The sequence below is a fragment of the Caballeronia insecticola genome, assembly GCF_000402035.1.
GTDB lineage: Bacteria > Pseudomonadota > Gammaproteobacteria > Burkholderiales > Burkholderiaceae > Caballeronia > Caballeronia insecticola.
This window is the reverse complement of sequence record NC_021287.1, coordinates 2,892,923-2,914,471: the sequence shown is the minus strand read 5'-3', so window position 1 is coordinate 2,914,471 and position 21,549 is coordinate 2,892,923. Positions and strand designations below refer to the sequence as shown.

The window sequence follows — 21,549 nt, the reverse complement described above, 5'->3', positions numbered from 1 at the left end:
CGGCTTATCCTTCCTATTGAATGACCGAATCTCTGCTGCTCGAGCCACACGATCTTCCCGCGCGCTGGCGGCACAAGCGCGTCTTTACGTTCGTCGATACGCACTTCACGGCCAGCGCGTTTCTCGCTCTCTGGCAACTCTGGCGCGATGACGACGACGACGACGATGACCGCTGCGAGCGTCTGCATGTCGTCGCGATTGCGCCGCTCGAACGATTGGGCGAAGCGCCATCGAACCATGCGTCGCCGCTCGCCGATGAACTCGCGCGCGCCTGGCCGATGCGCGTGCCCGGCGTGCATCGGCTCGAATTCGATACGGGCCGCGTCGTGCTCACGCTCGCCGTCGGCGACGATGCGCACGCGTTGCTGTCGAGCCTATGGCTGCGCGCAGATGCCTTTCGAATCGACATGACGCACGCGGATCCAACCGACGATCCGCGCAAACTATGCAAGGCGCTCGCGCGTTTCGCGGGCGACGGCGCGACGGTCAGCATCCGCGCGCGCGAACACATGCGCGCGCCGGTGCAACGCGCGCTCGAATCGTCCGGCTTCGAAGTCACGACGAACGCCGCCGCGCCCGATGCATCACCCGACACAATGAGCGCGCGTTTCGCGCCGCGCTGGCGCGTGCGCCGCCATGAACCACCGCGCGCTTGTGAAGCGCGAGCGCGCGAAGCCATCGTGATCGGTGCGGGTCTCGCGGGTTGCGCGCTGAGTGCGCGCCTAGCCGCCCGAGGCTGGCGCGTGACGCTGATCGATCGCCACGCGTTGCCCGCGCGCGATGCATCGGGCAATCCGGCAGGCGTGTTTCATCCGATCGTCTGGCGCGACGACAGCATCGCCGCACGTCTCACGCGCGCAGGCTTTCTCGATGCGCTGCATCGCTGGCGCGCGCTCGAAGCGGCAGGACACGACTTGCATCGAAGCGATGCCGGCTTGCTGCAGATCGCCGATACGCCCGACGACGCCCGCGCGCTCGCCGTCGCCATCGAGCGCTTCGGGTATCCGCGCGACTACGTGCAGCCGGTGACGCGCGCCGAAGCATCGGCGATGGCGGGTGTCGAGTTCGCGCGTGGCGGCTGGTTCTTTCCGCACGGCGGCGCCATCTCGCCGGCGGCGTTGTGCGCGGCGCAGCTTGCGGACGCTTCCGAGCACATCGCGACGCACATGCAAACCGAAGTGGCGCGCATCGCGCACGATGGCCAGCTCTGGCAAGCCTTCGATGCACACGGCGCCGAGATCGCGAGCGCGCCGGTCATGGTGCTCGCCAACGCGCACGATGCCGCGCGGCTCGCGGGCCTGTACGGCCAGCCGACGCGTATCGTGCGCGGCCAGCTCAGCATGCTCGATGCGCCCGCGCTCGCCGCGCTGCGCGTCCCGGTGATCGGCGAAGGCTATGCGGTGCCGATGGGCGCGCGCGGCACGCTCATCGGCGCGACTTACGACATCGACGACACCGGCAGCGAGATTCGCGACGCAGGTCACGTGGAAAACATGGCGCGTCTTTCCGGCATGCTGCCCGACCTTTCGCTGACGCCCGACGAGGTTCGCACGGGGCGCGTCGCGTTCCGCTGCGTGACGAGCGACCGCATGCCCATGATCGGCCAGCTCGCCGACGAAGCCGCCGCACGCCGCGATGCGCATCGGCTATCGGGCGCGTGGCCGCTCGATCTGCCGCGCATGGAAGGCCTCTTCGGCGCATTTGCATTCGGCTCGCGCGGTCTGATCTGGGCGACGCTCGCGGCCGAACTGATCTCATCGCAAATAGAAGGCGAGCCGTGGCCGCTCGAACGCGACCTGATCGATGCAATCGACCCTGCGCGATTTTTGCTACGCGCATTGCGGCACGGCGAAATCGGGGCGGCGTAGTTGTCCACGGCGAGTTGTGGATAACGCGTCGAATTGCGAGCGAATGGCCTGTGAACGTGTTGTGCACGTAAACGGGACAACTCGATGCGCGGCGTAAACGTCGCCAAAGTTGTTCCGGGTTAACCGCGCGGGACGAACATGTTCACGACCCGCTTTTGCTTTATCCAATTACTTGAATGGAAAGACAAAATCGATGTTATCCACAGTTTCGGCGCGTGCTTGTTAACTACTACTACATGTATATACAGTAAACCTGTAAACACCTGACGGCGAGGCCACCGGCTGCGAAAACCTGCGGAAAACCGTCGGATTGAAAATGAACCAACCGGTCAGCCTTGCCAGTTCGCCACGAACATGCCAGTCGCTTTTACTTCATAAGAATCAGGATCTTGGACTTTCTGTCAGGGGCATCGAGGTATGGCACAATCGCGCTTCTTCCTGCGTCGCGCCGTTCCGACGGCGACCGCTTCAATGGAACGATGGGTGCGCGCCAAGAATCTGATCAACGAAGCCGCATCGTCGTTTGCTGTGTCCGGCTCGGCCGTCGAGCGAGCGTTGCATGCATCGTCTTTGTCACATGGATCCGCCGGATCCGGTGCGACATTGGCAGCACGCGAAGCGCTTCGCCGCCAGCCGGATGCGTCGTCTAATTCGTGCACGGCCCGACCGTGACGCCGCCGTGTTCGTTCGCATTTCGTTTCGCCTGAATGAACCAACGCCTGTCTGAGCGGGCGGATGCGCATCGCCTGCGGGCGTCGCGCGGCATACGCGACGTCACGCAACGGAACCTGCACCCGTAGCTAGCAGCATCGAAGGAGAAGCCAACACGATGAATTCGGCATTTTCATTTCTGCCCGCCTGGCCGCTCGAAGCCGACGCCATTCTGTGGGCAGGTCTCGCGCTTGTCGCGGCGGGACTTGCCGGAGAGCTGCTGTGGCGCGCCTGGCGCCTGCCGCGCATCACCGGTTACGCCGTGATCGGGCTGATCGCGGGCAACGCGGGCCTGGGCGTGATCGACTCCAGCGCGGGCGGTCTGTCCCGGCCGCTGCTCGATGTCGCGCTCGGCCTGCTGCTCTTCGAACTCGGCAGCCGGCTCGACTTGCGCTGGATCCGCCGCAATCCGTATCTGATTCTGTCGAGCATCGCCGAGTCGACGCTCACCTTCGGCCTCGTGCTCATCGCGCTGATGCTGGCCAAAGTGCCGACGATGCCCTCGGTTGTGATCGCCGCCATCGCGATGGCCACGTCGCCCGCGATGGTCATTCAATTGAAGACGGAGTTGCGCTCCGAAGGCCAGGTGACGCAGCGGCTGCTGACGCTGACCGCGCTCAACAGCATGTATGCGGTGATCGTCGAGAAACTCGCGGCCGGCGTGCTGCATCAGGAAATCTACGGCAACACGCTCGCGACAATCCTGCAGCCGCTGTATCTGCTGATCGGCTCGCTCGTGCTGGCGTTCCTGCTCGCGCGCGCCTGCAACCTGCTCGTGCGACGCCTGCCCACCAACGACGAGCACTCGTTCGTCGCGCTGTTCGGACTCGTGCTGCTGGCGATCGCGGTCGCGCATATCTTCAAGCTCTCGACGATTCTCGCGCTGCTCGCCGCCGGCATCATCGTGAAGAACGCCGACGAACGGCCGCAGTTGTGGCCATCGCACTTCGGCTCCGCCGGATGGCTGCTCACCGTCATTCTGTTTGCGCTGACGCTCACGTCGTTCCGCTGGAGCGATATCGTGCTCGGCGGCGTGGCGGCGCTCGGGCTGATTGTTGCGCGTTTCGTCGGCAAGCTCGCCGGCGTGCTGATTTTCGCGAAGCCGAGCGGGCTCGACTGGAAGCAGGGCGCGGCGCTCGGCCTTTCCCTCACGCCGATGTCGGCGCTGGCGTATCTGCTCGTCGACGACATGTACGTGCTCTATCCCGACTACGATCCGACGCTGCGCGCGATCATCATGTGTTCGATCGTCGTGCTGCAAATCGTGACGCCGTTCGTCGTGTACCGTAGCCTGTCGGCGGTGGGCGAGCGGCGCGAATAGCGCGCCCCGACCGCTCAGGCATTGATCATTCAAGAGGCGCCATGGCACTCGAACCTTTCATCAACTCCGAACCGTTCACATTCGGCGTCGAGCTGGAGATCCAGGTCGTCAATACGCACGACTACGATCTGACGCGCGCGGCGTCGGACCTCATGCGTCTCATCAAGGACGAAAAGATTCCGGGCAACATCACGCCGGAAATCACCGAAAGCATGATCGAGCTGTCGACCGGCATCTGCACGACGCACGAGCAGGCCGTGACCGATCTGCGCACGATCCGCGACACGCTCGTCGCGGCGGCGGATCAGCTGAATGTCGGTCTCGCCGGCGGCGGCACGCACGCGTTCCAGCAATGGAGCGACCGGCAAATATATGACGCACCGCGCTTTCAGTACATCTCCGAGCTGTACGGCTATCTCGCGAAGCAGTTCACGGTGTTCGGCCAGCACGTGCATATCGGTTGTCCCGATCCGAACAGCGCGCTCTTCCTGCTGCACTCGATGTCGCGCTATATCCCGCATTTCATCGCGCTTTCGGCTTCGTCGCCGTACATTCAGGGCGTCGATACGGGCTTTCACTCGGCGCGTCTGAACTCGGTGTTCGCGTTTCCGCTGTCGGGCCGCGCGCCGTTCGTGCTGACCTGGGACAGCTTCGAGGAGTATTTCTCGAAGATGGTGAACACGGGCGTCGTGAACAGCATGAAGGACTTCTACTGGGATATCCGGCCGAAGCCCGGCTTCGGGACTATCGAAGTCCGCGTGATGGACACGCCGCTGTCGGTCGATCGCGCGGCCGCGATCGCCTGCTATATCCAGACGCTTTCGCGTTATCTGCTGCTCGACAAGCCGCTCATGCCGGCCGAAGACGATTACCTCGTCTACACGTTCAACCGCTTCGAGGCGTGCCGCTTCGGGCTGGAAGGCATGTGTATTCATCCGCAGACGGGCGAGCGGCGCACGATCGGCGAAGACATTCTCGCCACGCTCGACGTGCTCGCGCCGCACGCCGAAGCGCTCGGATCGCAGGCGGCGCTCGCGCAGGTCGCGGATATCGCGCGCGGCATGAACGATGCAACCTGGCTGCGCGGCGTCTTCGACAAGGAAAAGTCGCTGCACGAGGCGGTCAGGCAGCAGTGCCTGCAGTGGCGCCAATAACACTGCGCTTACGTCGCCAATTGGCGTCGAACTAAGACGAAAGGCTGCTTGGATGAAAATCGAAGCAGCTTTTTTTTTAGTCCGTATGAAATACGTGCATCAGGCGCGGCGGGAATAAAGCGTTTGCGCCAACGTTTGAAATGAATCAATCCGGCGCGTCCAAAGTTTGCTTCGATGAGTCCGCATACCGAAGTAATCGTCGCCGGCAATGTGCGGCTTCCGCTATGGCGGATCGCAAAAAGCGATGCAAAGTCAATGCTTTGGGTGAGTGCTCTGGGCAAGCACTTTGGTGAGCGATAGCCATTCAGCTTATGCATCCATCGAGGCAGGAACTTTTAGCAATGCGAAAGCGCCTGACTAGCACACGGAATTAGCAAGCGTTTGAACATGACAGCCACGCGCTTTCCCCTCGGGTTATCCACAGTTTTGCGTGGATAATTAAGGTGTACGTTTGTTCTATGTCGCTTAGAATGACGAAACTGCCGTCGTAGCGTGATAGTCGGCAGGAAAACAGCGCCACGAAGCCGGACCAAAAAGCCGGTTCAAAAGAAGGCGCATAACGAAGAGTGTTGCAACGTCCCCATTCAGGAATGCCATATGGCTTGGCACGCCTGAATTTTGAGACGGCGGGGACCGGGCTGGAACTGCAGGCTGCGAAGGGTTCGGAGTACTTCTTGCGGCGGCGTTTCGGACCGGTGTTCGCGGCGGTTCGCGCGAACGTGCCGTTAAACCCATAAGCGGAACTACAAGCGAAAGACTATGAGTGAAGGCGTTTACGGAGAGCGGGCGACGGGGCGGGTGACCCACGGCCTGCTGCGGCTGAGCACCGCGATGCGCAGCCAGGCATGGGAATGGGCGGAGGGCGCGGGGCTCACGCCGACCCAGGGTGAAATTCTCGTACTGCTGATGCAGCGCAAGGGGCCGTTGCGGCTCGGCGAGATCGCGCGTGAAACGGCGTTGACCGCCGCCACGACGAGCGATGCGGTGAGCACGCTCGAAGGCAAAGGTCTGGTCGAAAAGCGTCGCGCCCTCGACGACGGCCGCGCGCTCGCGGTGCGGCTGACAGGCCGAGGCCGAACGGCGGCGAAGAAGGCGCTGCAATGGCCGGACTTCCTCGCGAAGGCGGTCGGCACGCTGCGCGAGGACGAGCAGGCGGCGTTCTATCGCACGCTGCTCAAGACCATCCGTCAGCTCGAATCGCAGCAGCAGATTCCGGCGCATCGCATGTGCCTTTCCTGCTCGCATTTCGAAATCAGCAAGAATCCGAAGAAAGCGCCGCATCATTGCGCGCTCTTGCAGATCGACATGGCGGACACTGACTTGCGACTCGACTGTTCGGTATACGAAGAAGCCGACGTCGCCACGCAGAAGAAGAGCTGGAAGGTCTTCGCCCAGATCGCCTGAATTTCAGGCAGAGAGGGCGGACCATTCGGCGGCATCCACGCTGTGAGGCCGCGGCGAGTCGGTTAGACTGTGCCCGTCGCGCCTCACCGCGAGGCGCGGCTCGTCGCTCATTCTGACCGAGCAATGCGCATTCGAACTACGGAAAGCCGCCGATGAAACATGAAGTCCTGGCCATTCGCCACGTCTATTTCGAAGATCTGGGCAGTCTCGAACACGTGCTCGGCGATCGCGGCCATCTGGTGCGCTATCTGGATGTCGGGCGCGGTCGCATCGATGCGCCCAATCCGCTCGATCCGTCGTTGCTCGTCGTGCTCGGCGGGCCGATCGGCGCATACGAAGATGCGCACTATCCGCATCTCGCGCCGCTGCTTTCCATGCTGGAGAAGCGCATCGCGGCGGGCCTGCCGACCATCGGCATTTGTCTGGGCTCGCAGCTGATCGCGCGGGCGCTCGGTGCGCGCGTGTATTCGTCGGGCGAACTCGAACTCGGCTGGGCGCCGCTCACGCTGACCGACGCGGGGCGCGCGTCCGCGCTGCGCCATCTCGAAGCCGACGGCGCGCCCGTTCCCGTTTTCCACTGGCACGGCGATACCTTCGATCTCCCCGAGGGCGCGACGCTGCTCGCATCGACGCAAAAGTGCGCGCATCAGGCGTTCACCTGGGGCGAACATGTGCTCGCGCTGCAGTGCCATCCGGAAGTGCTGACCGAGCGCTTCGAGAGCTGGCTTGTGACCTATCCGGGCGATATCGCGCGCAGCGGTCAGACGGTCGCGCAATTGCGCAAGGAAACCGCACGGCACGGCGCCGGGCTCGAACGCGCCGCCCGCGCGATGTTCGGCGAATGGCTCGACCGCTTCGCATCCGGCGAACGCTGATGAATTGATGTGTGATGGTATGACGCATCGCGTTTGACACGTCGCGCGGACCACGGCCGGCGTTCCTGCATGGAAAAAACCCCGGTGCTATTCTCGATCGCACCTTTTCCAGCAGCGAGATCCCGACATGAGCGCGCTCTTCACCCCCGCAACCCTACGCAGCCTTCAGCTTCCGAATCGCATTTTCGTCTCGCCGATGTGCCAGTACTCCGCCGAGCGCGGCGAGGCCACGGCGTGGCACATGATCCATCTGGGCCAGCTCGCGTTGTCCGGCGCGGGCATGCTGTTCATCGAGGCGACTTCCGTCGAGCCGGACGGACGCATCACGCCCGGCGATCTCGGCCTGTGGGACGACGCGACCGAAGCGGCGCTGCGCCCCGTGCTCGCGGCGATTCGCCAGTATTCGAAGATCGCCGTGACGATGCAACTGTCGCACGCGGGCCGCAAGGCATCGAGCCGCAAGCCGTGGGAAGGCGGCCAGCTGATCTCCGTCGCCGATGGCGGCTGGATGACCTTCGCGCCGTCGGCCATTCCGCATAAGCCGGAAGAAACGCCGCCGCTCGCGCTCGATACCGCCGGCCTCATGCGCGTGAAAGAAGCCTTCGTCGCGTCGGCGAAGCGCGCGGCGCGGCTGGGTATCGACGGCATCGAAGTACATTGCGCGCATGGCTATCTGCTGCATCAGTTCCTGTCGCCGCTCGCCAATCAGCGCACCGACGAATACGGCGGTTCGCGCGAGAATCGCATGCGTTATCCGCTCGAAATCTTCGATGCCGTGCGCGCCGCGTTTCCCGCCGACAAGCCGGTCGGCGTGCGCGTCTCCGCGACGGATTGGATCGAAGGCGGCTGGGGCATCGAGGACACGATCGCGTTCGCGGGTGAGCTGAAAAAGCGCGGCGTCGACTGGGTCGATGTGTCCTCGGGCGGCGTATCGCCGTTGCAGAAGATTCCGTTGTCGTCGGGATATCAGGTGCCGTTCGCGCAGGCCGTGAAGGAAGCGACGGGCGTGAACACCGTTGCGGTCGGCCTGATCACGGAGGCTGCGGAAGCGGAAGAAATCGTCGCGAGCGGCAAGGCGGATTTCGTTGCGATGGCGCGCGCCATGCTCTACGATCCGCGCTGGCCGTGGCACGCGGCCGCCGAACTCGGCGCGACCGTCACGGCGCCGCCGCAATACTGGCGCTCGCAACCGCGCGAGCAGAAGAACCTGTTCGGTGAGATCACGATCGGGCAACGTTGATCAGCATCGATGCGGGAGTGTAGGATACCGGTGTGTCGGGCGGCAGCGCCCGACCGAGCGAACGCGGCGGCATCGAAGCCACCGCGTTTTTTTTCATCCCGATGTTCATCCCGATCGCGCGGGAGCGAAGCGTTATTTAAGGATTCATTCGATGAGTTCACGCAGGGTCACCGTTCGCCGCTCCGGCGTGCACGGCAAAGGCGTGTTTGCCACGAAGCACATCGCCGCGGGCGAGAAGGTGATGGAATACAAGGGCGAGCGCATCTCGTGGAAGGAAGCGTTGCGCCGCCATCCGCACAATCCCGACGAGCCCAATCACACGTTCTACTTCGCACTCGACGACGGCCGCGTGATCGACGGCAAGCTCGAGGGCAACAGCGCGAAGTACATCAACCACTCGTGCGCGCCGAACTGCGAAGCCGAGGAAGTCGAAGGCCGCGTGTTCATCCACGCGCTGCGCGATATCGAGCCGGAAGAAGAGTTGAATTACGACTACGGGCTCGTGATCGAAGGTCGCATCACGAAAAAGCTCAAGAAGGAATACGAGTGCCGCTGCGGCGCGAAGAAGTGCCGCGGAACCATGCTCGCTTTGAAGAAGAAGTAAGTCGCCCGAGCGGCGTTGAAAAAGAGCCACGGCTGCATTGCACCCGTGGCTCTTTTCATTGCGAGGCGTGTTTCTCTTCCTTCAACGGCATGCGCACGATGAAGCGCGCGCCGCCTTCGGGCGCGTCCTCGTAATGCACGCTGCCGCCGTGCAGCACGACGATATCGTGCACGATCGCGAGACCGAGTCCCGCGCCGCCTTCGACGCTCTGGCCGTCGCCGCGGAAGAAGCGCTTGAAGAGATCCGGTTGCTGATCGGGCGGCACACCCGGCCCGTTGTCTTCCACGACGACTTCGCCGAAGCGGCGGTAATCGGCATCGCGCCATTCGGTGACCGTCAACGTGATGCGCGCCCCGTCGACGCGCGACGGCGGAACGTACTTGAGCGCGTTGTCGATCAGGTTTGCGATCACTTCGCGCGTAAGCACGATATTGCCGCGCACGATCAGGGGATGCTCATTCTCGGGATCGTCGAGGCGCTGAAAGCCGAGATCGACATGCGCGGCGAGCGCGCGCGGCACCCACTCCGCGCCGGTTTCGAAGGCGAGCGCGGCGAAGTCGAAATCGGCGAAACGCGCGACCTGCTCGCCCGGCTCCGCGCGCGCAAGCGAAAGCAACTGATTCGACAGACGCACCGCGCGGTCGGCCGACGCACGCAATTCCTTCACCGCTTCGATGGCCTTCGCGGGGTCGCGTGAACTGAGCGCCTGCTCGGCGTGCAGCTTCACGGCGGTCAACGGCGTGCGCAACTGATGCGCGGCATCGGCGATGAATTTGCGTTGCGCATCGAGCGCCGTCTGCAGGCGCACGAGCAGGGCGTTCATCGCGCTCGTGAGCGGACGGATTTCGCCCGGCACATACGTTTCATCGACGGGTTCGAGCGAGATGTGCGTCTGCTGGTTGAGCGCGTCGGCGAGATCGGTGAGCGGGTTCAGCTGCTGATTCACGACGCGCCACACGATCACCCAGCCGGCGAGCAGCAGCAGCGCGAGCGGCATCATGATCGCGATCAGAAACTCCACCGCGATGCGGTAACGCGAGCCGACGCGCTGCGCCACTTCCACGACGATCGGATTGCCGGTCGGCTGCGGCACGCGAACCTGAGCCGCGCGCACGGAGACGCCCTGAAAGTGCGTCTCGAAGACATACGCGTAGTGGATGCGCCGCACGTTGCTGCCGGTGAGCGGCAGTCCGGGCTCGCCGGCGATTTCCTCGTCGCCGGTGCTGATGCGGTAGATGAGCTGCTCGACGGGATCGGAGAACATCGCCTGCGCGAGCGGCGGCACGGTCACGGGGGCATCGACGCCCGCGAGCTGGATCTGCTTGGAGATGGCGGTGGCGAGATCCGCGAGCGAGCGGTCGACGACGTGCTGCGTGTATTGCCACGCGAGCCAGTACGCCATGAGGCCGCTCATCAGCGCGAGCAGGGACAGCGGCGCGGCGAGCCGGCGCAGCAGCGTGCGGCGCAGGCTCGGCGGGGCCGGGGTTGGGGCGGCTTTCGATCGCGCCAGATCGAGCCAGTCTTCGCGGGCGAAACGCTGGTCGCCCGCGCGCCGGGTGGGAAATCGCAAGGCGTCTTATCGCGGCGGCAGGCGCGACAACGTCACGCCGCCTGGCGAATCTCCTGAAGCAGATAGCCGAAGCCGCGCACCGTAACGATTTCGACGCGCGTGTTTTCCAGCTTTTTACGCACGCGATGCACGTAGACTTCGATGGCCGTATCGCCGAGATCGCCGCCGAAGTGCGTCAGGTGATCCTGCAATTGCGCCTTGCTCACGACGCGGCCGTGGCGCAGCAACAGCATCTCGAGTACGGCGAATTCGCGCGGCGAGAGTTCGAGCGGACGTTCGTCGTTGAAGATGCGGCGATCGACACCCGACAGACGCAGGCCGCCGAGCGACACTTCGGGGCGCGGCACGTCGCCGTGCGGGCCGCTGCGGCGCATCACGGCGCGGATGCGCGCTTCAAGCTCCTGCGGCTCGAAGGGCTTCAGCATGTAGTCGTCGGCGCCGCTGTTCAGGCCCTGCACGCGATCGTGCAGTTCGTCGCGCGCGGTGAGGATGATCACCGGCGTGTGCCGATTGCCCTGGCGGAAGCGCGAGAGCAGCGTCATGCCGTCGATGCCGGGCAAGCCGAGATCGAGAATGACGAGCTCGTGGCGATTCTGCGCGAGCGCCTGCTCGGCAAAGATGCCGTCGTGCACCATGTCGACCGTGAAGCCGGATTGTTCGAGGCTGCTTTGAATGCCGCGCGCGATGGGGCGGTCGTCTTCGATCAGAAGGATTCGCATGGAGTCGCTCAAGTACAATGGGTTGAACTCGGGCCGGCGGGGCGGCGCTTCTATGGTGACACACCAGATGCGCGACGCGGCGGCGGGCTCGAGCCGGTTAATACTTACTTTTCACACGGCGTGCTCGACCGTTTCCGAAACAGACGCGAGCGGCCGTACACCGAATGTCTTTCTGCCCGGACATGGCCGTCATTCCGATCAACGAACTCGAAGCCGCGATCAACTACTGGCGCGGCCGCTCGCCGTCCAGCGGCGACGAACTCCGCCTCTGCAAGGAGGCAAGCGCGCTGTCCAGGCCCTATGCGCTGCTGATTGTACAGCGTCAGTCAGTCCTTCTACCCGAGCAACTGGACGACGACGCGCGTGCCGCGTGGGAAGCTTACGAACGTTTCAAAAACGGCATTCGCGGCTGAAAGAAAAGCCGTCATCATCCTTTCTTTTTGCTTCGCAATTGCTTCCAGGTGATTGTTTTCAGCCGGATTTGCCCGATTTTCGGCTTTCGGCATTGTCATTGTTCGTAACACGGACGTTACCTTGTTTGCCGCTGTAAGCTTTCGTTAAACCTTGCGCGAAACGGCCTTTTCACGCAAGGGGTATGTGAGCGGGCGCGCGTCAATGCGATAAAGTCGCATCTACTCTCGTTTCTGCGCGAATCCGCCTCATGCTCGATCTCGATCATTTCGACCTCGCCTTAATCGACGTGCTTCAGCGCTTCGGCCGGGCCACGCATCAACAATTGGGCGAGCAGGTGCCGCTCTCGCCGTCGCAGATCGGTCGGCGTCTCCAACGGCTGGAAACGGCAGGGGTGATCGAAGGATATCGGGTGGTTTTGCGGCCCGAAAAGCTGGGCCTGGGCGTCACGGCGTTCACAAGTCTGAAGCTCAAGCATCACGGCGATTCGATCATCGAGCAGTTCCAGCAGCAGATCGAAATGCTGCCCGAAGTGCTCGAATGCCACGCGACGGTGGGCGACGCCGACTATCTGCTGCGCATCGTGGCGCCGGATCTGAACGCGCTGTCAGGCTTCGTCATGAAGAAGCTGATGCGCGTGCCGGGCGTGGACAGCGTGCGCTCGAACATCGTGCTCACGACATTCAAGCGCAACGGTCCGCTGCCGCTCACTCATCTGGCAGCCGACGCTTCCTGAGACGGATTCAGCAAATCGACATACGCGAGCGGCACCAGGTCCGCTTCGCCCACGCCCAGTCGCGTGAACATCGCGTGGGCTTCCTGTTCGCCGCCGGCTTCGTCGTCGTCCTGGCCGAGCAGCACTTCCAGTTCGATGAAATCGCCCAGGCCGTCCACGCGGTCCAGATGAATCCGCGTGCGTCCGACCAGATACACGTGACGTTCCTTCGACACGATGCCGCGCGTCGTCAGCGCCTGCGCGAGCAGCGCGTGCATCGCTTCGGGATTGGTTACCGGGCTGCGCGAGTAGTAGGAGACTTTCGGACCGTCGCGGTCGTCGCGCTGATAGAAGATCAGCTCGGAGGGCGTGCCGTCGTCGAACTGGCGCAACTTCAGGCGTCCGGTGGGCACGTCGTAGAAGAAATCTTGCTGGCGGAACACCAGCGGCGCGTCGGTGGCGAGCGCGGCCGCGCGTTCGCGCAATTGCTCGAACTGATGCGCGCGCGCCTTGATTTCGATGTTGCGTGCCATGAAGACTCCTCGAACAAGGGTTGGATGGATCGGCGAGGGCTCAGCCTAGCAAACAATCGATGAAGCGCGCTTGAAAGTCCCTGCGAACGCGCTCGGCATTTCCACTCAAACAGCGTTCGGACGGCCCATCAGACGGCCCATTGCGCGTCGATCAGCCGCAGCGCCGCCGCGATCGCCGGTTCCTCGCGGCGTTCCGCGAGCGCGACGAACGAAACCTGAGTCGGCACGGTGACGCCTTCGACGATCGTCAGCGCGTGCGCATGCGCCTCGCCGATCGCGATCGAATCTCGCGCGAGCGACAAACCGACGCCCGATTTCACGAGATCGAGCATCGACGGCTCCTGATCCACTTCCGCGACGATCACCGGCATCGCGCCCGCCTCGCGAAAAATCCGCGACAGCAGCCGGTTGTGCGCGGACTCGGGCGGCGTCCAGATCCACGGCAGCTTGGCGAGCGCCGCCCAACTGCGTTTGCCCTTGTTCACGCGGTTGTGCCATCCCGCCGGCGCGAGCACGCGGTAGATGAACGGCATCAGTCGGACGACGTGAAAGCGCTCGCCGTCGCGCGTGCCGTCGATGGCCGGATCGCCGATGTAGTAGCCGACATCGAGTTCGCGCGCCCGCACGCGTTCCAGCACCCAGCCCGACATGCCGTGCCGCATCGACGTCTCGATGCGCGGATGCGTTTCGACCAGTTGCCGCAGGAAGCCGCCGAGCCGCAGAAAGCCGGGATCGAGGATCGTGCCGATGCGCAGCGTGCCGCCCACCTCGTGACGCAACGCGGCCGCGGCGCGTTGCACATCGGCGGCGGCGACGAGCGCGCGTTCGGCGTGGGGCAGCAGCGCTTCGCCGTCGCGCGTCAGCAGGAGGCCGTGCGAGGTGCGCGAGAACAGCACCACGCCGAGCGTTTCCTGCAGGCTCTTGATCTGCAGGCTGACGGCGGGCTGCGTCAGATGCAGATAAGCCGCGGCGCGCGTCAGGTTGCCTTCGCGTGCGACGGTCACGAAGGCGCGCAAGAGGGTGTAGTCCATCATGTGATATTAACGCGACTTATATCACTGTTGAACATATCTCATTGGATTCGCTGGCGATTCCGGCAGTACGCTCGCCTTATCCATTGGATATGCCGCGTCAGACGGCGACAGGAGACATCGATGAAACAGGACGCGCGAAAGCTCGAAGGCGAATTCGACTACATCGTCGTCGGGGCGGGCACGGCCGGTTGTGTGCTCGCGAATCGCCTGAGCGAGGATCCGAACGTCAGCGTGCTGCTGCTCGAAGCCGGCGGCAAGGACGACTATCACTGGATTCACATTCCGGTCGGCTATCTGTATTGCATCGGCAATCCGCGCACGGACTGGCTCTATAAAACGCAGGAAGAAGCGGGTCTCAACGGCCGCAAGCTGGCGTATCCGCGCGGACGCGTGCTCGGCGGATGTTCGTCGATCAACGGCATGATCTACATGCGCGGCCAGCGCGAAGACTACGACGGCTGGGCGCATATCTGCGGCGATCCGAACTGGTCGTGGGACTCGGTGCTGCCAATCTTCATGCGCAGCGAAGATCATCACGGCGGCGGCAATCAATGGCACGGCGCGGGCGGCGAATGGCGCGTCGAAAAGCAGCGCCTCAAATGGAAGATTCTCGAAACCTTTGCGCAAGCCGCGCAGCAAAGCGGCATTCCCGCAACCGACGACTTCAATCGCGGCGACAACACCGGCGTCGGTTACTTCGAAGTGAATCAGCGCGGCGGCATTCGCTGGAACGCGGCGAAGGCGTTTCTTCGCGAAGCCATGAAGCGCCCCAATCTGACGACAATCACTGGCGCGCACACGCAACGGCTCGTGTTCGACGGCATGCGCTGCGTCGGCGTGGAATATCGCGGCGGCGATGTGGATTACGTCGCGCGTGCTCGTTGTGAAGTCGTGCTCAGCGCGGGCGCGGTGAATTCGCCGCAGATTCTCGAATTGTCGGGCATCGGCAACGGCGCGCGTCTGCAGCGCATGGGCATCGATGTCGTGAAGAGCCTGCGCGGCGTCGGCGAGAATCTGCAGGATCACTTGCAATTGCGCATGGCGTACAAAGTGCACGGCGTGCGCACGCTCAACACATTGTCGGCGCATTGGTGGGGCAAGCTTTTCATCGGCATGCAGTACGCGTTGATGCGAAGCGGCCCGATGTCGATGGCGCCTTCGCAACTCGGCACCTTCGCGAAGTCCAATCCGGACGACGCATCCATCACGCGGCCCGATGTGCAGTATCACGTCCAGCCTTTGTCGCTCGAACGTTTCGGCGAACCGCTGCATGCGTTCAATGCGTTCACGGCGTCGGTATGCAATCTGCGGCCGACTTCGCGCGGCAGCGTGCATATCGAATCGCCGGATGCGCATGCGGCGCCGTTGATCGCGCCGAATTATCTGTCGACCGAGCATGACCGCGAAGTTGCCGCGAACGCGTTGCGTCTCACGCGGCGCATCGTCGGCGCGCCCGCGATGGCGCCCTATGCGCCCGAGGAGATTCTTCCCGGCATTCAATATCAGACGCAGGAAGAACTCGCCGAAGCAGCGGGCAATATCGGCACGACAATCTTCCATCCGGTCGGCACTTGCCGCATGGGCACGGATAACGATCCGGGCGCGGTCGTCGACAGCCGCTTGCGCGTGATCGGTGTGCGCGGCTTGCGCGTTGTCGATGCATCGGTCATGCCGACCATCACATCGGGCAACACGAACTCGCCGACGCTGATGATCGCCGAGCGCGCCAGCGAAATGATTCGCGAGGACCGTCGCGGCATCGAAGCGCAGGAAGTGATCGCAACCGCGCTCGCGTGACAGATCGGTGAACGGCGCGATGCACAGCGCGATGAACGCCACGCATTGCGTGCGCAGATGACGCGTGCATGGCGCGCCGATGGCAACGCGCGAAGCAATCGTTATGAGCGCATGGAATAAGCACGATCGGGCACTGTCCATGCCCTGATTGCGTGCATGCGCGCGGCTTCCAAGCAAATCGTTAGTTAGTGCAAATCCCGATAAGTGCGCTGCATCATTGGCGCGACAATGGCCCCGGATCAAGTGATGCTCGGCATATCTCGCGCACACTTTGTGCAGCACGTCATCGCCAGAAGCGATGCGGCGCATGAAGCACAAAGGCCGGAATGGACACGTTCGGGTGCGCGGAAACAAAAATAAAGCGCAGGCGGACCCATTCGTCCAGCGCCTCACTTCGCATGGAAGGGGACATGATTCTCGGCGACACCATTCTGGAAACGCGAGGGCTCACGAAGGAATTCAAAGGCTTCACGGCCGTGAATGGCGTGAACCTGCGCGTTCGCCGCGGCTCGATCCATGCGCTGATCGGACCGAACGGCGCGGGCAAGACCACCTGCTTCAACCTACTCACCAAATTTCTCGAACCCACTGCGGGTCAGATCGTTTTCAACGGTACGGACATTACGAACGAACGCCCGGCGCATATCGCGCGGCGCGGCATTATCCGCTCGTTTCAGATTTCCGCCGTGTTTCCGCATTTGACGGTGCTGCAAAACGTGCGCATCGGTTTGCAGCGGCAACTGGGTACGTCGTTTCATTTCTGGCGCAGCGAACGCTCGCTCGATCAACTCAACGATCGCGCGATGGATCTGCTCACGCAGGTCGGCCTCACCGATTTCGCGGACGCGAAGACGGTCGAGCTTTCCTACGGCCGCAAGCGCGCACTGGAAATCGCCACCACGTTGTCGATGGAGCCCGAACTCATGCTCCTCGACGAGCCGACGCAAGGCATGGGCCATGAGGATGTCGATCGCGTCACGGCGCTGATCAAGAAAGTATCGGCGGGCCGCACGATCCTGATGGTCGAACACAACATGAACGTGATCGCGGGCATCTCCGACACCATCACCGTGCTTCAGCGCGGCGAAGTGCTCGCCGAAGGCAGCTATGCGGAAGTGTCGAAGAATCCGCTCGTGATGGAAGCCTACATGGGCAGCGCCGATGCGGCGCTCACCGGAGCGCATGCATGAGTACGATCGTGGAGGAGCGCCGCTCGCTGAATGCGAACGGCGGGGCGAACAATGCGCCCGCGCTGGAAATTTCGGGTCTGCAGGCGTGGTACGGGGAATCCCACATCCTGCACGGCGTGGACCTCAAGGTGAACCGCGGCGAAGTGGTCACGCTGCTCGGCCGCAACGGCGCGGGCCGCACGACGACGCTTCGCGCCATCATGGGATTGACCGGGCGTCGCACGGGCTCGATCCGCGTGAGCGGACACGAGACCATCGGCCTCGCCACACACAAGATCGCGCATTACGGGGTCGGCTATTGTCCGGAGGAGCGCGGCATATTTTCGAGCTTGTCCTGCGAGGAAAACCTGCTTCTGCCGCCGCTCGTCGGCGACGCGAAAGAGGCCATGCCGCTCGACGAAATCTATTCGATGTTCCCCAACCTGAAGGAGCGGCGCGCGAGCCAGGGCACGCGTCTTTCGGGCGGCGAGCAACAGATGCTGGCCGTTGCGCGCATCCTGCGCACGGGCGCGAATCTGCTGCTGCTCGATGAAATTTCGGAAGGCCTCGCGCCGGTCATCGTGCAGACACTCGCGCGCATGATTCTCATGCTGAAGTCGCGCGGCTACACCATCGTCATGGTCGAACAGAATTTTCGCTTTGCGGCGCCGCTCGCGGACCGCTTCTACGTGATGGAGCACGGGAACATCGTCGAGCATTTCGGCGCGGGGGAACTCGAAGCGAAGATGCCGGTGCTGCACGAACTGCTCGGGGTGTAATCGATCGCATTCGTTCATCGGCGCTTCAACGCAGCACGTCAACACGGCACGTCAGCGCAGCACATCACCAGTAACACCGCATCAAATCAAAACTCATGGAGACTGGAATGAAAAAGAAGACCCTCGCGCGCCTCTCTACTCTTTGCTTTGCGGCTGCGGCGGCGAGTGTGGCGGTAATGAGCAGCAGTGCATACGCCGCCGACAGCAACAGCGTGAAGATCGGTTTCGTCACCGATTTGTCGGGCCTCTACGCGGACATCGACGGCCAGGGCGGCCTCGAAGCCATTCGCATGGCGATCGCGGATTTCGGCGGAAAGGTGAACGGCAAGCCCATCGAACTCGTCTATGCGGATCACCAGAACAAGGCCGATATCGCGGCGTCGCGTGCGCGCGAATGGATCGATCGCGATGGCGTGAACGTGATCATCGGCGGCACGAACTCGGCGACGGCGCTCTCCAGCGCGCAGGTCGCGGCGGAGAAGAAGACGCCGTACATCAACATCGGCGCGGGCGCGGATAACCTGACCAACGAGCAATGCTCGCCCTACACGGTCCACTACGCCTACGACACGATGGCGCTCGCGAAGGGCACCGGTTCCGCGGTGACGAAGCAGGGCGGCAAGACGTGGTACTTCCTGACCGCCGACTACGCGTTCGGCAAGGCGCTGGAAAAGAATACGGCCGATGTCGTCAAGGCGAACGGCGGCCAGGTGCTCGGCGAAGTGCGTCATCCGCTGTCGGCGTCGGACTTCTCGTCGTTCCTGTTGCAGGCGCAAGGCTCGAAGGCACAGGTGCTTGGCCTCGCGAACGCGGGCGGCGACACCATCAACTCGATCAAGGCCGCGAAGGAGTTCGGCGTCAGCAAGTCGATGAAGCTCGCCGCGCTGCTGATCTTCCTGACCGACATCCACAGCCTGGGACTGGAGACGACGCAAGGACTGGTTGCGACCGACAGCTGGTACTGGAACAAGGACGACAAGACGCGCGCCTGGGCGAAGCGCTACTTCGACAAGATGAAGAAGATGCCGACCAGCCTGCAGGCCGCCGACTACTCGGCCGTGACGACCTATCTGAACGCAGTGAAGGCCGCCGGCACGACCGACAGCGACAAGGTCATGGAGCAGTTGCACAAGGCGAAGATCGACGACTTCTACGCGAAGGGTTATATCCGCGAAGACGGCTCGATGATCCACGACATGTACCTGATGGAAGTGAAGAAGCCGTCGGAATCGAAAGAGCCGTGGGACTACTACAAGATCACCGCGACGATTCCGGGCGATCAGGCATTCGGCACGAAGGCGGAGTCGCGCTGCAAGCTGTGGAAGTAAGCGTGCGGTAGCGCTTCAACGCGTGTGCGCGGCGGCCGGTCCGAACGACCGCTCGCTGCGCAGTCCGCGTCAACACGTTTCTGACGGCAGGTTCAATGGAAATATTCGGCATTCCGCTCGCCGCTATGATGAGCCAGCTGTTGCTCGGGCTGGTGAACGGCTCGTTCTACGCGATCCTGAGCCTCGGGCTCGCGGTGATCTTCGGCTTGCTCAACGTCATCAACTTCGCGCACGGCGCGCTCTTCATGCTGGGCGCCATGCTCGCGTGGATGGGCTACTCGTACTTCAACATCCCGTACTGGGCGATGCTCGTGCTCGCGCCCGTGATCGTCGGCTTGTTCGGCGTGATCGTCGAGCGTTCGATGCTGCGCTGGCTCTACAAGCTCGACCATCTGTACGGGCTGTTGCTCACCTTCGGCCTGACGCTCGTGATCGAAGGCGTGTTCCGCTCGATCTACGGTTCGTCCGGTCAGCCTTATGACGTGCCGTCGCTGCTTTCCGGCGCGACCAATCTCGGCTTCATGTTCCTGCCGAACTATCGCGCATGGGTCGTGGTGGCCTCGCTCGCGGTGTGCTTCGCGACGTGGTTCGTGATCGAGAAGACACGCATCGGCGCTTATTTGCGTGCGGGCACGGAGAACCCGAAGCTCGTCGAAGCATTCGGCGTCAACGTGCCGCTGATGATCACGCTTACTTATGGCTTCGGCGTCGCGCTCGCGGCGTTCGCGGGCGTGCTCGCCGCGCCCGTGATTCAGGTGTCGCCGCTGATGGGCCAGTCGATGATCATCACCGTGTTCGCGGTCGTCGTGATCGGCGGCATGGGTTCGATCATGGGCTCGATTCTCACGGGCCTGCTGCTCGGCGTGATCGAAGGCTTCACGCGCGTGTTCTATCCGGAAGCGTCCGCGACGGTCGTCTTCGTCATCATGGCGATCGTGTTGATGATTCGCCCGGCAGGACTCTTCGGCAAGGAAAAATGATGCAGAGAAAAGCGCTCTACGGCCTGTTGCTGATCGGCCTGATCGTGGCGCCGTTCGTCGGCGTGTATCCCGTGTTCATGATGAAGGTGCTGTGCTTTGCGCTGTTCGCGGCAGCGTTCAATCTGCTGATCGGCTATACCGGGCTGCTGTCGTTCGGGCACGCGATGTTCCTCGCGACCGCGGGCTACGTCACCGGCTACGGCATCCAGACGCTCGGCCTCACGCCGGAACTCGGCGTGATTGCGGGCACGGCGGCGGCGACGCTGCTGGGCCTCGTCGCGGGCCTGCTCGCAATTCGGCGTCAGGGCATCTACTTCGCGATGGTCACGCTCGCGCTCGCGCAGATGGTGTACTTCGTCTTCCTGCAGGCGCCGTTCACGCACGGCGAGGACGGCCTGCAGGGCGTGCCGCGCGGCAGGCTCTTCAACGTCGTCGATCTGAGCAGCGACATCACGCTGTATTACGTCGTGCTCGTCGTGATGCTGCTCGCGTTCGCGCTGATCGTGCGCATCGTGCATTCGCCGTTCGGCCAGGTGCTGATCGCGATCAAGGAGAACGAGCCGCGCGCGATCTCGCTCGGCTACGACACGGCGCGCTACAAGCTGCTCGCGTTCGTGCTGTCGGCCGGTCTCGCGGGATTCGCCGGTTCGCTGAAGACCGTCGTGCTCGGCTTCGAAACGCTCGGCGATGCGTACTGGACCATGTCCGGCCTCGTCGTGTTGATGACGCTCGTCGGCGGCATGAGTACGATGTTCGGGCCGCTTCTGGGCGCGGCGATCATCGTCGCGCTGGAAGACCGGCTCGGCGATATCGGCAGCGGCATGGCGCGGCTCACCGGCGTGAACTGGTTCAATTCGCTCGGCGAGTCGGTGACCATCGTGACGGGCGTCATTTTTATCGCGTGCGTGCTGGCGTTCAGGCGCGGCATTGTCGGCGAGATCGTCGCGCGGGTTCGGCCGTTGCAGGGCTGAGTGGACTCGACCGGCTGATTCGATCGGCCATTCGACGCATCGCGGTCGGCGTCCAAAACGGCGTTATATTGCAAGAAATACGCCCTTTTCAGGTGCTTTTATGCACCACTAGGGTAAATGCTAGGTTGTTGTTTAGTGTTTCGTTCTTTAATATGCGTCCTAGTTCTGTTGCACCCAGATTTTTTGAGGTGGAGAACGAGGAGACATGAGGCACAAAGTGCCCGACCGAAAAGCGCTGTTGGATGATTCCAACAGCGCTTTTTTTATTCCCCATCGATAATACGAATAAATCCCGCAGTCATTTTAAGGCGGGGTTTTCCCGAGGATTTTCGGCATTACGCGAAAGCGTTGCAGACGCGTTGAAAA

General features: G+C 63.0%; 21 protein-coding genes. 15 read left to right on the top strand and 6 right to left on the bottom strand.

Going from position 1 to position 21,549, the window contains the following annotated elements; translation table 11 throughout:
• The first annotated feature begins 20 nt into the window (after positions 1–20).
• The 3 genes from mnmC (at position 21) to BRPE64_RS13520 (ending at position 5,054) form a co-directional block, all read left to right on the top strand.
• The gene (gene mnmC, locus BRPE64_RS13530) at positions 21–1,868 is read left to right on the top strand and encodes a bifunctional tRNA (5-methylaminomethyl-2-thiouridine)(34)-methyltransferase MnmD/FAD-dependent 5-carboxymethylaminomethyl-2-thiouridine(34) oxidoreductase MnmC (RefSeq protein WP_016346690.1); all 1,848 of its coding nucleotides are present in this window, start codon (positions 21–23) and stop codon (positions 1,866–1,868) included.
• 829 nt (positions 1,869–2,697) lie between these two features.
• On the top strand, positions 2,698–3,900 hold the full coding sequence (locus tag BRPE64_RS13525; protein WP_016346688.1) for a cation:proton antiporter: 1,203 nt from the start codon (positions 2,698–2,700) through the stop codon (positions 3,898–3,900).
• A 41-nt stretch (positions 3,901–3,941) separates the two neighbouring features.
• Positions 3,942–5,054: a YbdK family carboxylate-amine ligase gene (locus tag BRPE64_RS13520; RefSeq protein ID WP_016346687.1), complete on the top strand. Its 1,113-nt coding sequence runs from the start codon at positions 3,942–3,944 to the stop codon at positions 5,052–5,054.
• Between the two features lie 8 nt (positions 5,055–5,062).
• On the opposite strand, the gene BRPE64_RS32850 is transcribed toward BRPE64_RS13520, so the two are convergent.
• Positions 5,063–5,371, bottom strand: coding sequence for a hypothetical protein (locus BRPE64_RS32850; RefSeq protein WP_144063354.1), 309 nt, complete (start codon positions 5,369–5,371; stop codon positions 5,063–5,065).
• A gap of 442 nt (positions 5,372–5,813) precedes the next feature.
• On the opposite strand from BRPE64_RS32850, the gene BRPE64_RS13515 reads away from it, so the two are divergent.
• From BRPE64_RS13515 to BRPE64_RS13500, 4 genes are all read left to right on the top strand, one after another.
• Positions 5,814–6,458 carry a MarR family winged helix-turn-helix transcriptional regulator gene (locus BRPE64_RS13515; protein ID WP_044041785.1) on the top strand — a complete coding sequence of 215 codons (645 nt, stop codon included), beginning with the start codon at positions 5,814–5,816 and terminating at the stop codon, positions 6,456–6,458.
• A gap of 152 nt (positions 6,459–6,610) precedes the next feature.
• Positions 6,611–7,333 carry a glutamine amidotransferase gene (locus BRPE64_RS13510; protein WP_016346685.1) on the top strand — a complete coding sequence of 241 codons (723 nt, stop codon included), beginning with the start codon at positions 6,611–6,613 and terminating at the stop codon, positions 7,331–7,333.
• Positions 7,334–7,460: 127 nt separating this feature from the next.
• The gene (locus tag BRPE64_RS13505; protein WP_016346684.1) at positions 7,461–8,573 is read left to right on the top strand and encodes an NADH:flavin oxidoreductase/NADH oxidase; all 1,113 of its coding nucleotides are present in this window, start codon (positions 7,461–7,463) and stop codon (positions 8,571–8,573) included.
• A 151-nt stretch (positions 8,574–8,724) separates the two neighbouring features.
• Positions 8,725–9,177, top strand: coding sequence for an SET domain-containing protein (locus tag BRPE64_RS13500; protein WP_044042201.1), 453 nt, complete (start codon positions 8,725–8,727; stop codon positions 9,175–9,177).
• 55 nt (positions 9,178–9,232) lie between these two features.
• Here BRPE64_RS13500 and BRPE64_RS13495 read toward each other — a convergent pair whose 3' ends face one another.
• Positions 9,233–10,687 (bottom strand): sensor histidine kinase, encoded by a 1,455-nt coding sequence (locus BRPE64_RS13495; RefSeq protein WP_044042200.1) that lies wholly within the window; start codon positions 10,685–10,687, stop codon positions 9,233–9,235.
• Positions 10,688–10,779: 92 nt separating this feature from the next.
• Positions 10,780–11,466, bottom strand: coding sequence for a response regulator transcription factor (locus BRPE64_RS13490; protein WP_008352418.1), 687 nt, complete (start codon positions 11,464–11,466; stop codon positions 10,780–10,782).
• 182 nt (positions 11,467–11,648) lie between these two features.
• Here BRPE64_RS13490 and BRPE64_RS13485 point away from each other — a divergent pair, with 182 nt between their 5' ends.
• Both BRPE64_RS13485 and BRPE64_RS13480 read left to right on the top strand, forming a co-directional pair.
• Entirely contained in the window at positions 11,649–11,879 is a 231-nt protein-coding gene (locus tag BRPE64_RS13485) for a DUF3717 domain-containing protein (protein WP_016346680.1), read from the top strand.
• Positions 11,880–12,127: 248 nt separating this feature from the next.
• Positions 12,128–12,613: an Lrp/AsnC family transcriptional regulator gene (locus BRPE64_RS13480; RefSeq protein WP_016346679.1), complete on the top strand. Its 486-nt coding sequence runs from the start codon at positions 12,128–12,130 to the stop codon at positions 12,611–12,613.
• On the opposite strand, the gene BRPE64_RS13475 is transcribed toward BRPE64_RS13480, so the two are convergent.
• A complete protein-coding gene (locus BRPE64_RS13475; RefSeq protein ID WP_016346678.1) occupies positions 12,589–13,125 on the bottom strand; it encodes a class IV adenylate cyclase in 537 nt (178 codons plus the stop codon). The two genes, BRPE64_RS13480 and BRPE64_RS13475, sit on opposite strands and share 25 nt — an antisense overlap.
• A gap of 128 nt (positions 13,126–13,253) precedes the next feature.
• Positions 13,254–14,156 carry a LysR family transcriptional regulator gene (locus BRPE64_RS13470; RefSeq protein WP_044042199.1) on the bottom strand — a complete coding sequence of 301 codons (903 nt, stop codon included), beginning with the start codon at positions 14,154–14,156 and terminating at the stop codon, positions 13,254–13,256.
• 123 nt (positions 14,157–14,279) lie between these two features.
• Here BRPE64_RS13470 and BRPE64_RS13465 point away from each other — a divergent pair, with 123 nt between their 5' ends.
• Positions 14,280–15,956, top strand: a complete 1,677-nt coding sequence (locus BRPE64_RS13465; RefSeq protein WP_016346676.1) for a GMC family oxidoreductase — start codon at positions 14,280–14,282, stop codon at positions 15,954–15,956.
• Positions 15,957–16,239: 283 nt separating this feature from the next.
• Here BRPE64_RS13465 and BRPE64_RS33930 read toward each other — a convergent pair whose 3' ends face one another.
• A complete protein-coding gene (locus BRPE64_RS33930) occupies positions 16,240–16,368 on the bottom strand; it encodes a hypothetical protein (RefSeq protein WP_269765222.1) in 129 nt (42 codons plus the stop codon).
• Between BRPE64_RS33930 and BRPE64_RS13460 the strand changes: the two genes are divergently transcribed.
• From BRPE64_RS13460 to BRPE64_RS13440, 5 genes are all read left to right on the top strand, one after another.
• Positions 16,367–17,146: an ABC transporter ATP-binding protein gene (locus tag BRPE64_RS13460; protein WP_044042198.1), complete on the top strand. Its 780-nt coding sequence runs from the start codon at positions 16,367–16,369 to the stop codon at positions 17,144–17,146. The two genes, BRPE64_RS33930 and BRPE64_RS13460, sit on opposite strands and share 2 nt — an antisense overlap.
• On the top strand, positions 17,143–17,904 hold the full coding sequence (locus tag BRPE64_RS13455) for an ABC transporter ATP-binding protein (protein ID WP_044041780.1): 762 nt from the start codon (positions 17,143–17,145) through the stop codon (positions 17,902–17,904). Before BRPE64_RS13460 ends, BRPE64_RS13455 begins: the two co-directional genes overlap by 4 nt.
• Before the next feature lie 107 nt (positions 17,905–18,011).
• Positions 18,012–19,232 carry an ABC transporter substrate-binding protein gene (locus BRPE64_RS13450; RefSeq protein WP_044041778.1) on the top strand — a complete coding sequence of 407 codons (1,221 nt, stop codon included), beginning with the start codon at positions 18,012–18,014 and terminating at the stop codon, positions 19,230–19,232.
• 95 nt (positions 19,233–19,327) lie between these two features.
• Positions 19,328–20,212 carry a branched-chain amino acid ABC transporter permease gene (locus BRPE64_RS13445; RefSeq protein WP_016346671.1) on the top strand — a complete coding sequence of 295 codons (885 nt, stop codon included), beginning with the start codon at positions 19,328–19,330 and terminating at the stop codon, positions 20,210–20,212.
• On the top strand, positions 20,212–21,183 hold the full coding sequence (locus tag BRPE64_RS13440) for a branched-chain amino acid ABC transporter permease (RefSeq protein ID WP_044042197.1): 972 nt from the start codon (positions 20,212–20,214) through the stop codon (positions 21,181–21,183). The genes BRPE64_RS13445 and BRPE64_RS13440 overlap by 1 nt, the downstream gene beginning before the upstream one ends.
• Positions 21,184–21,549: the final 366 nt, after the last annotated feature.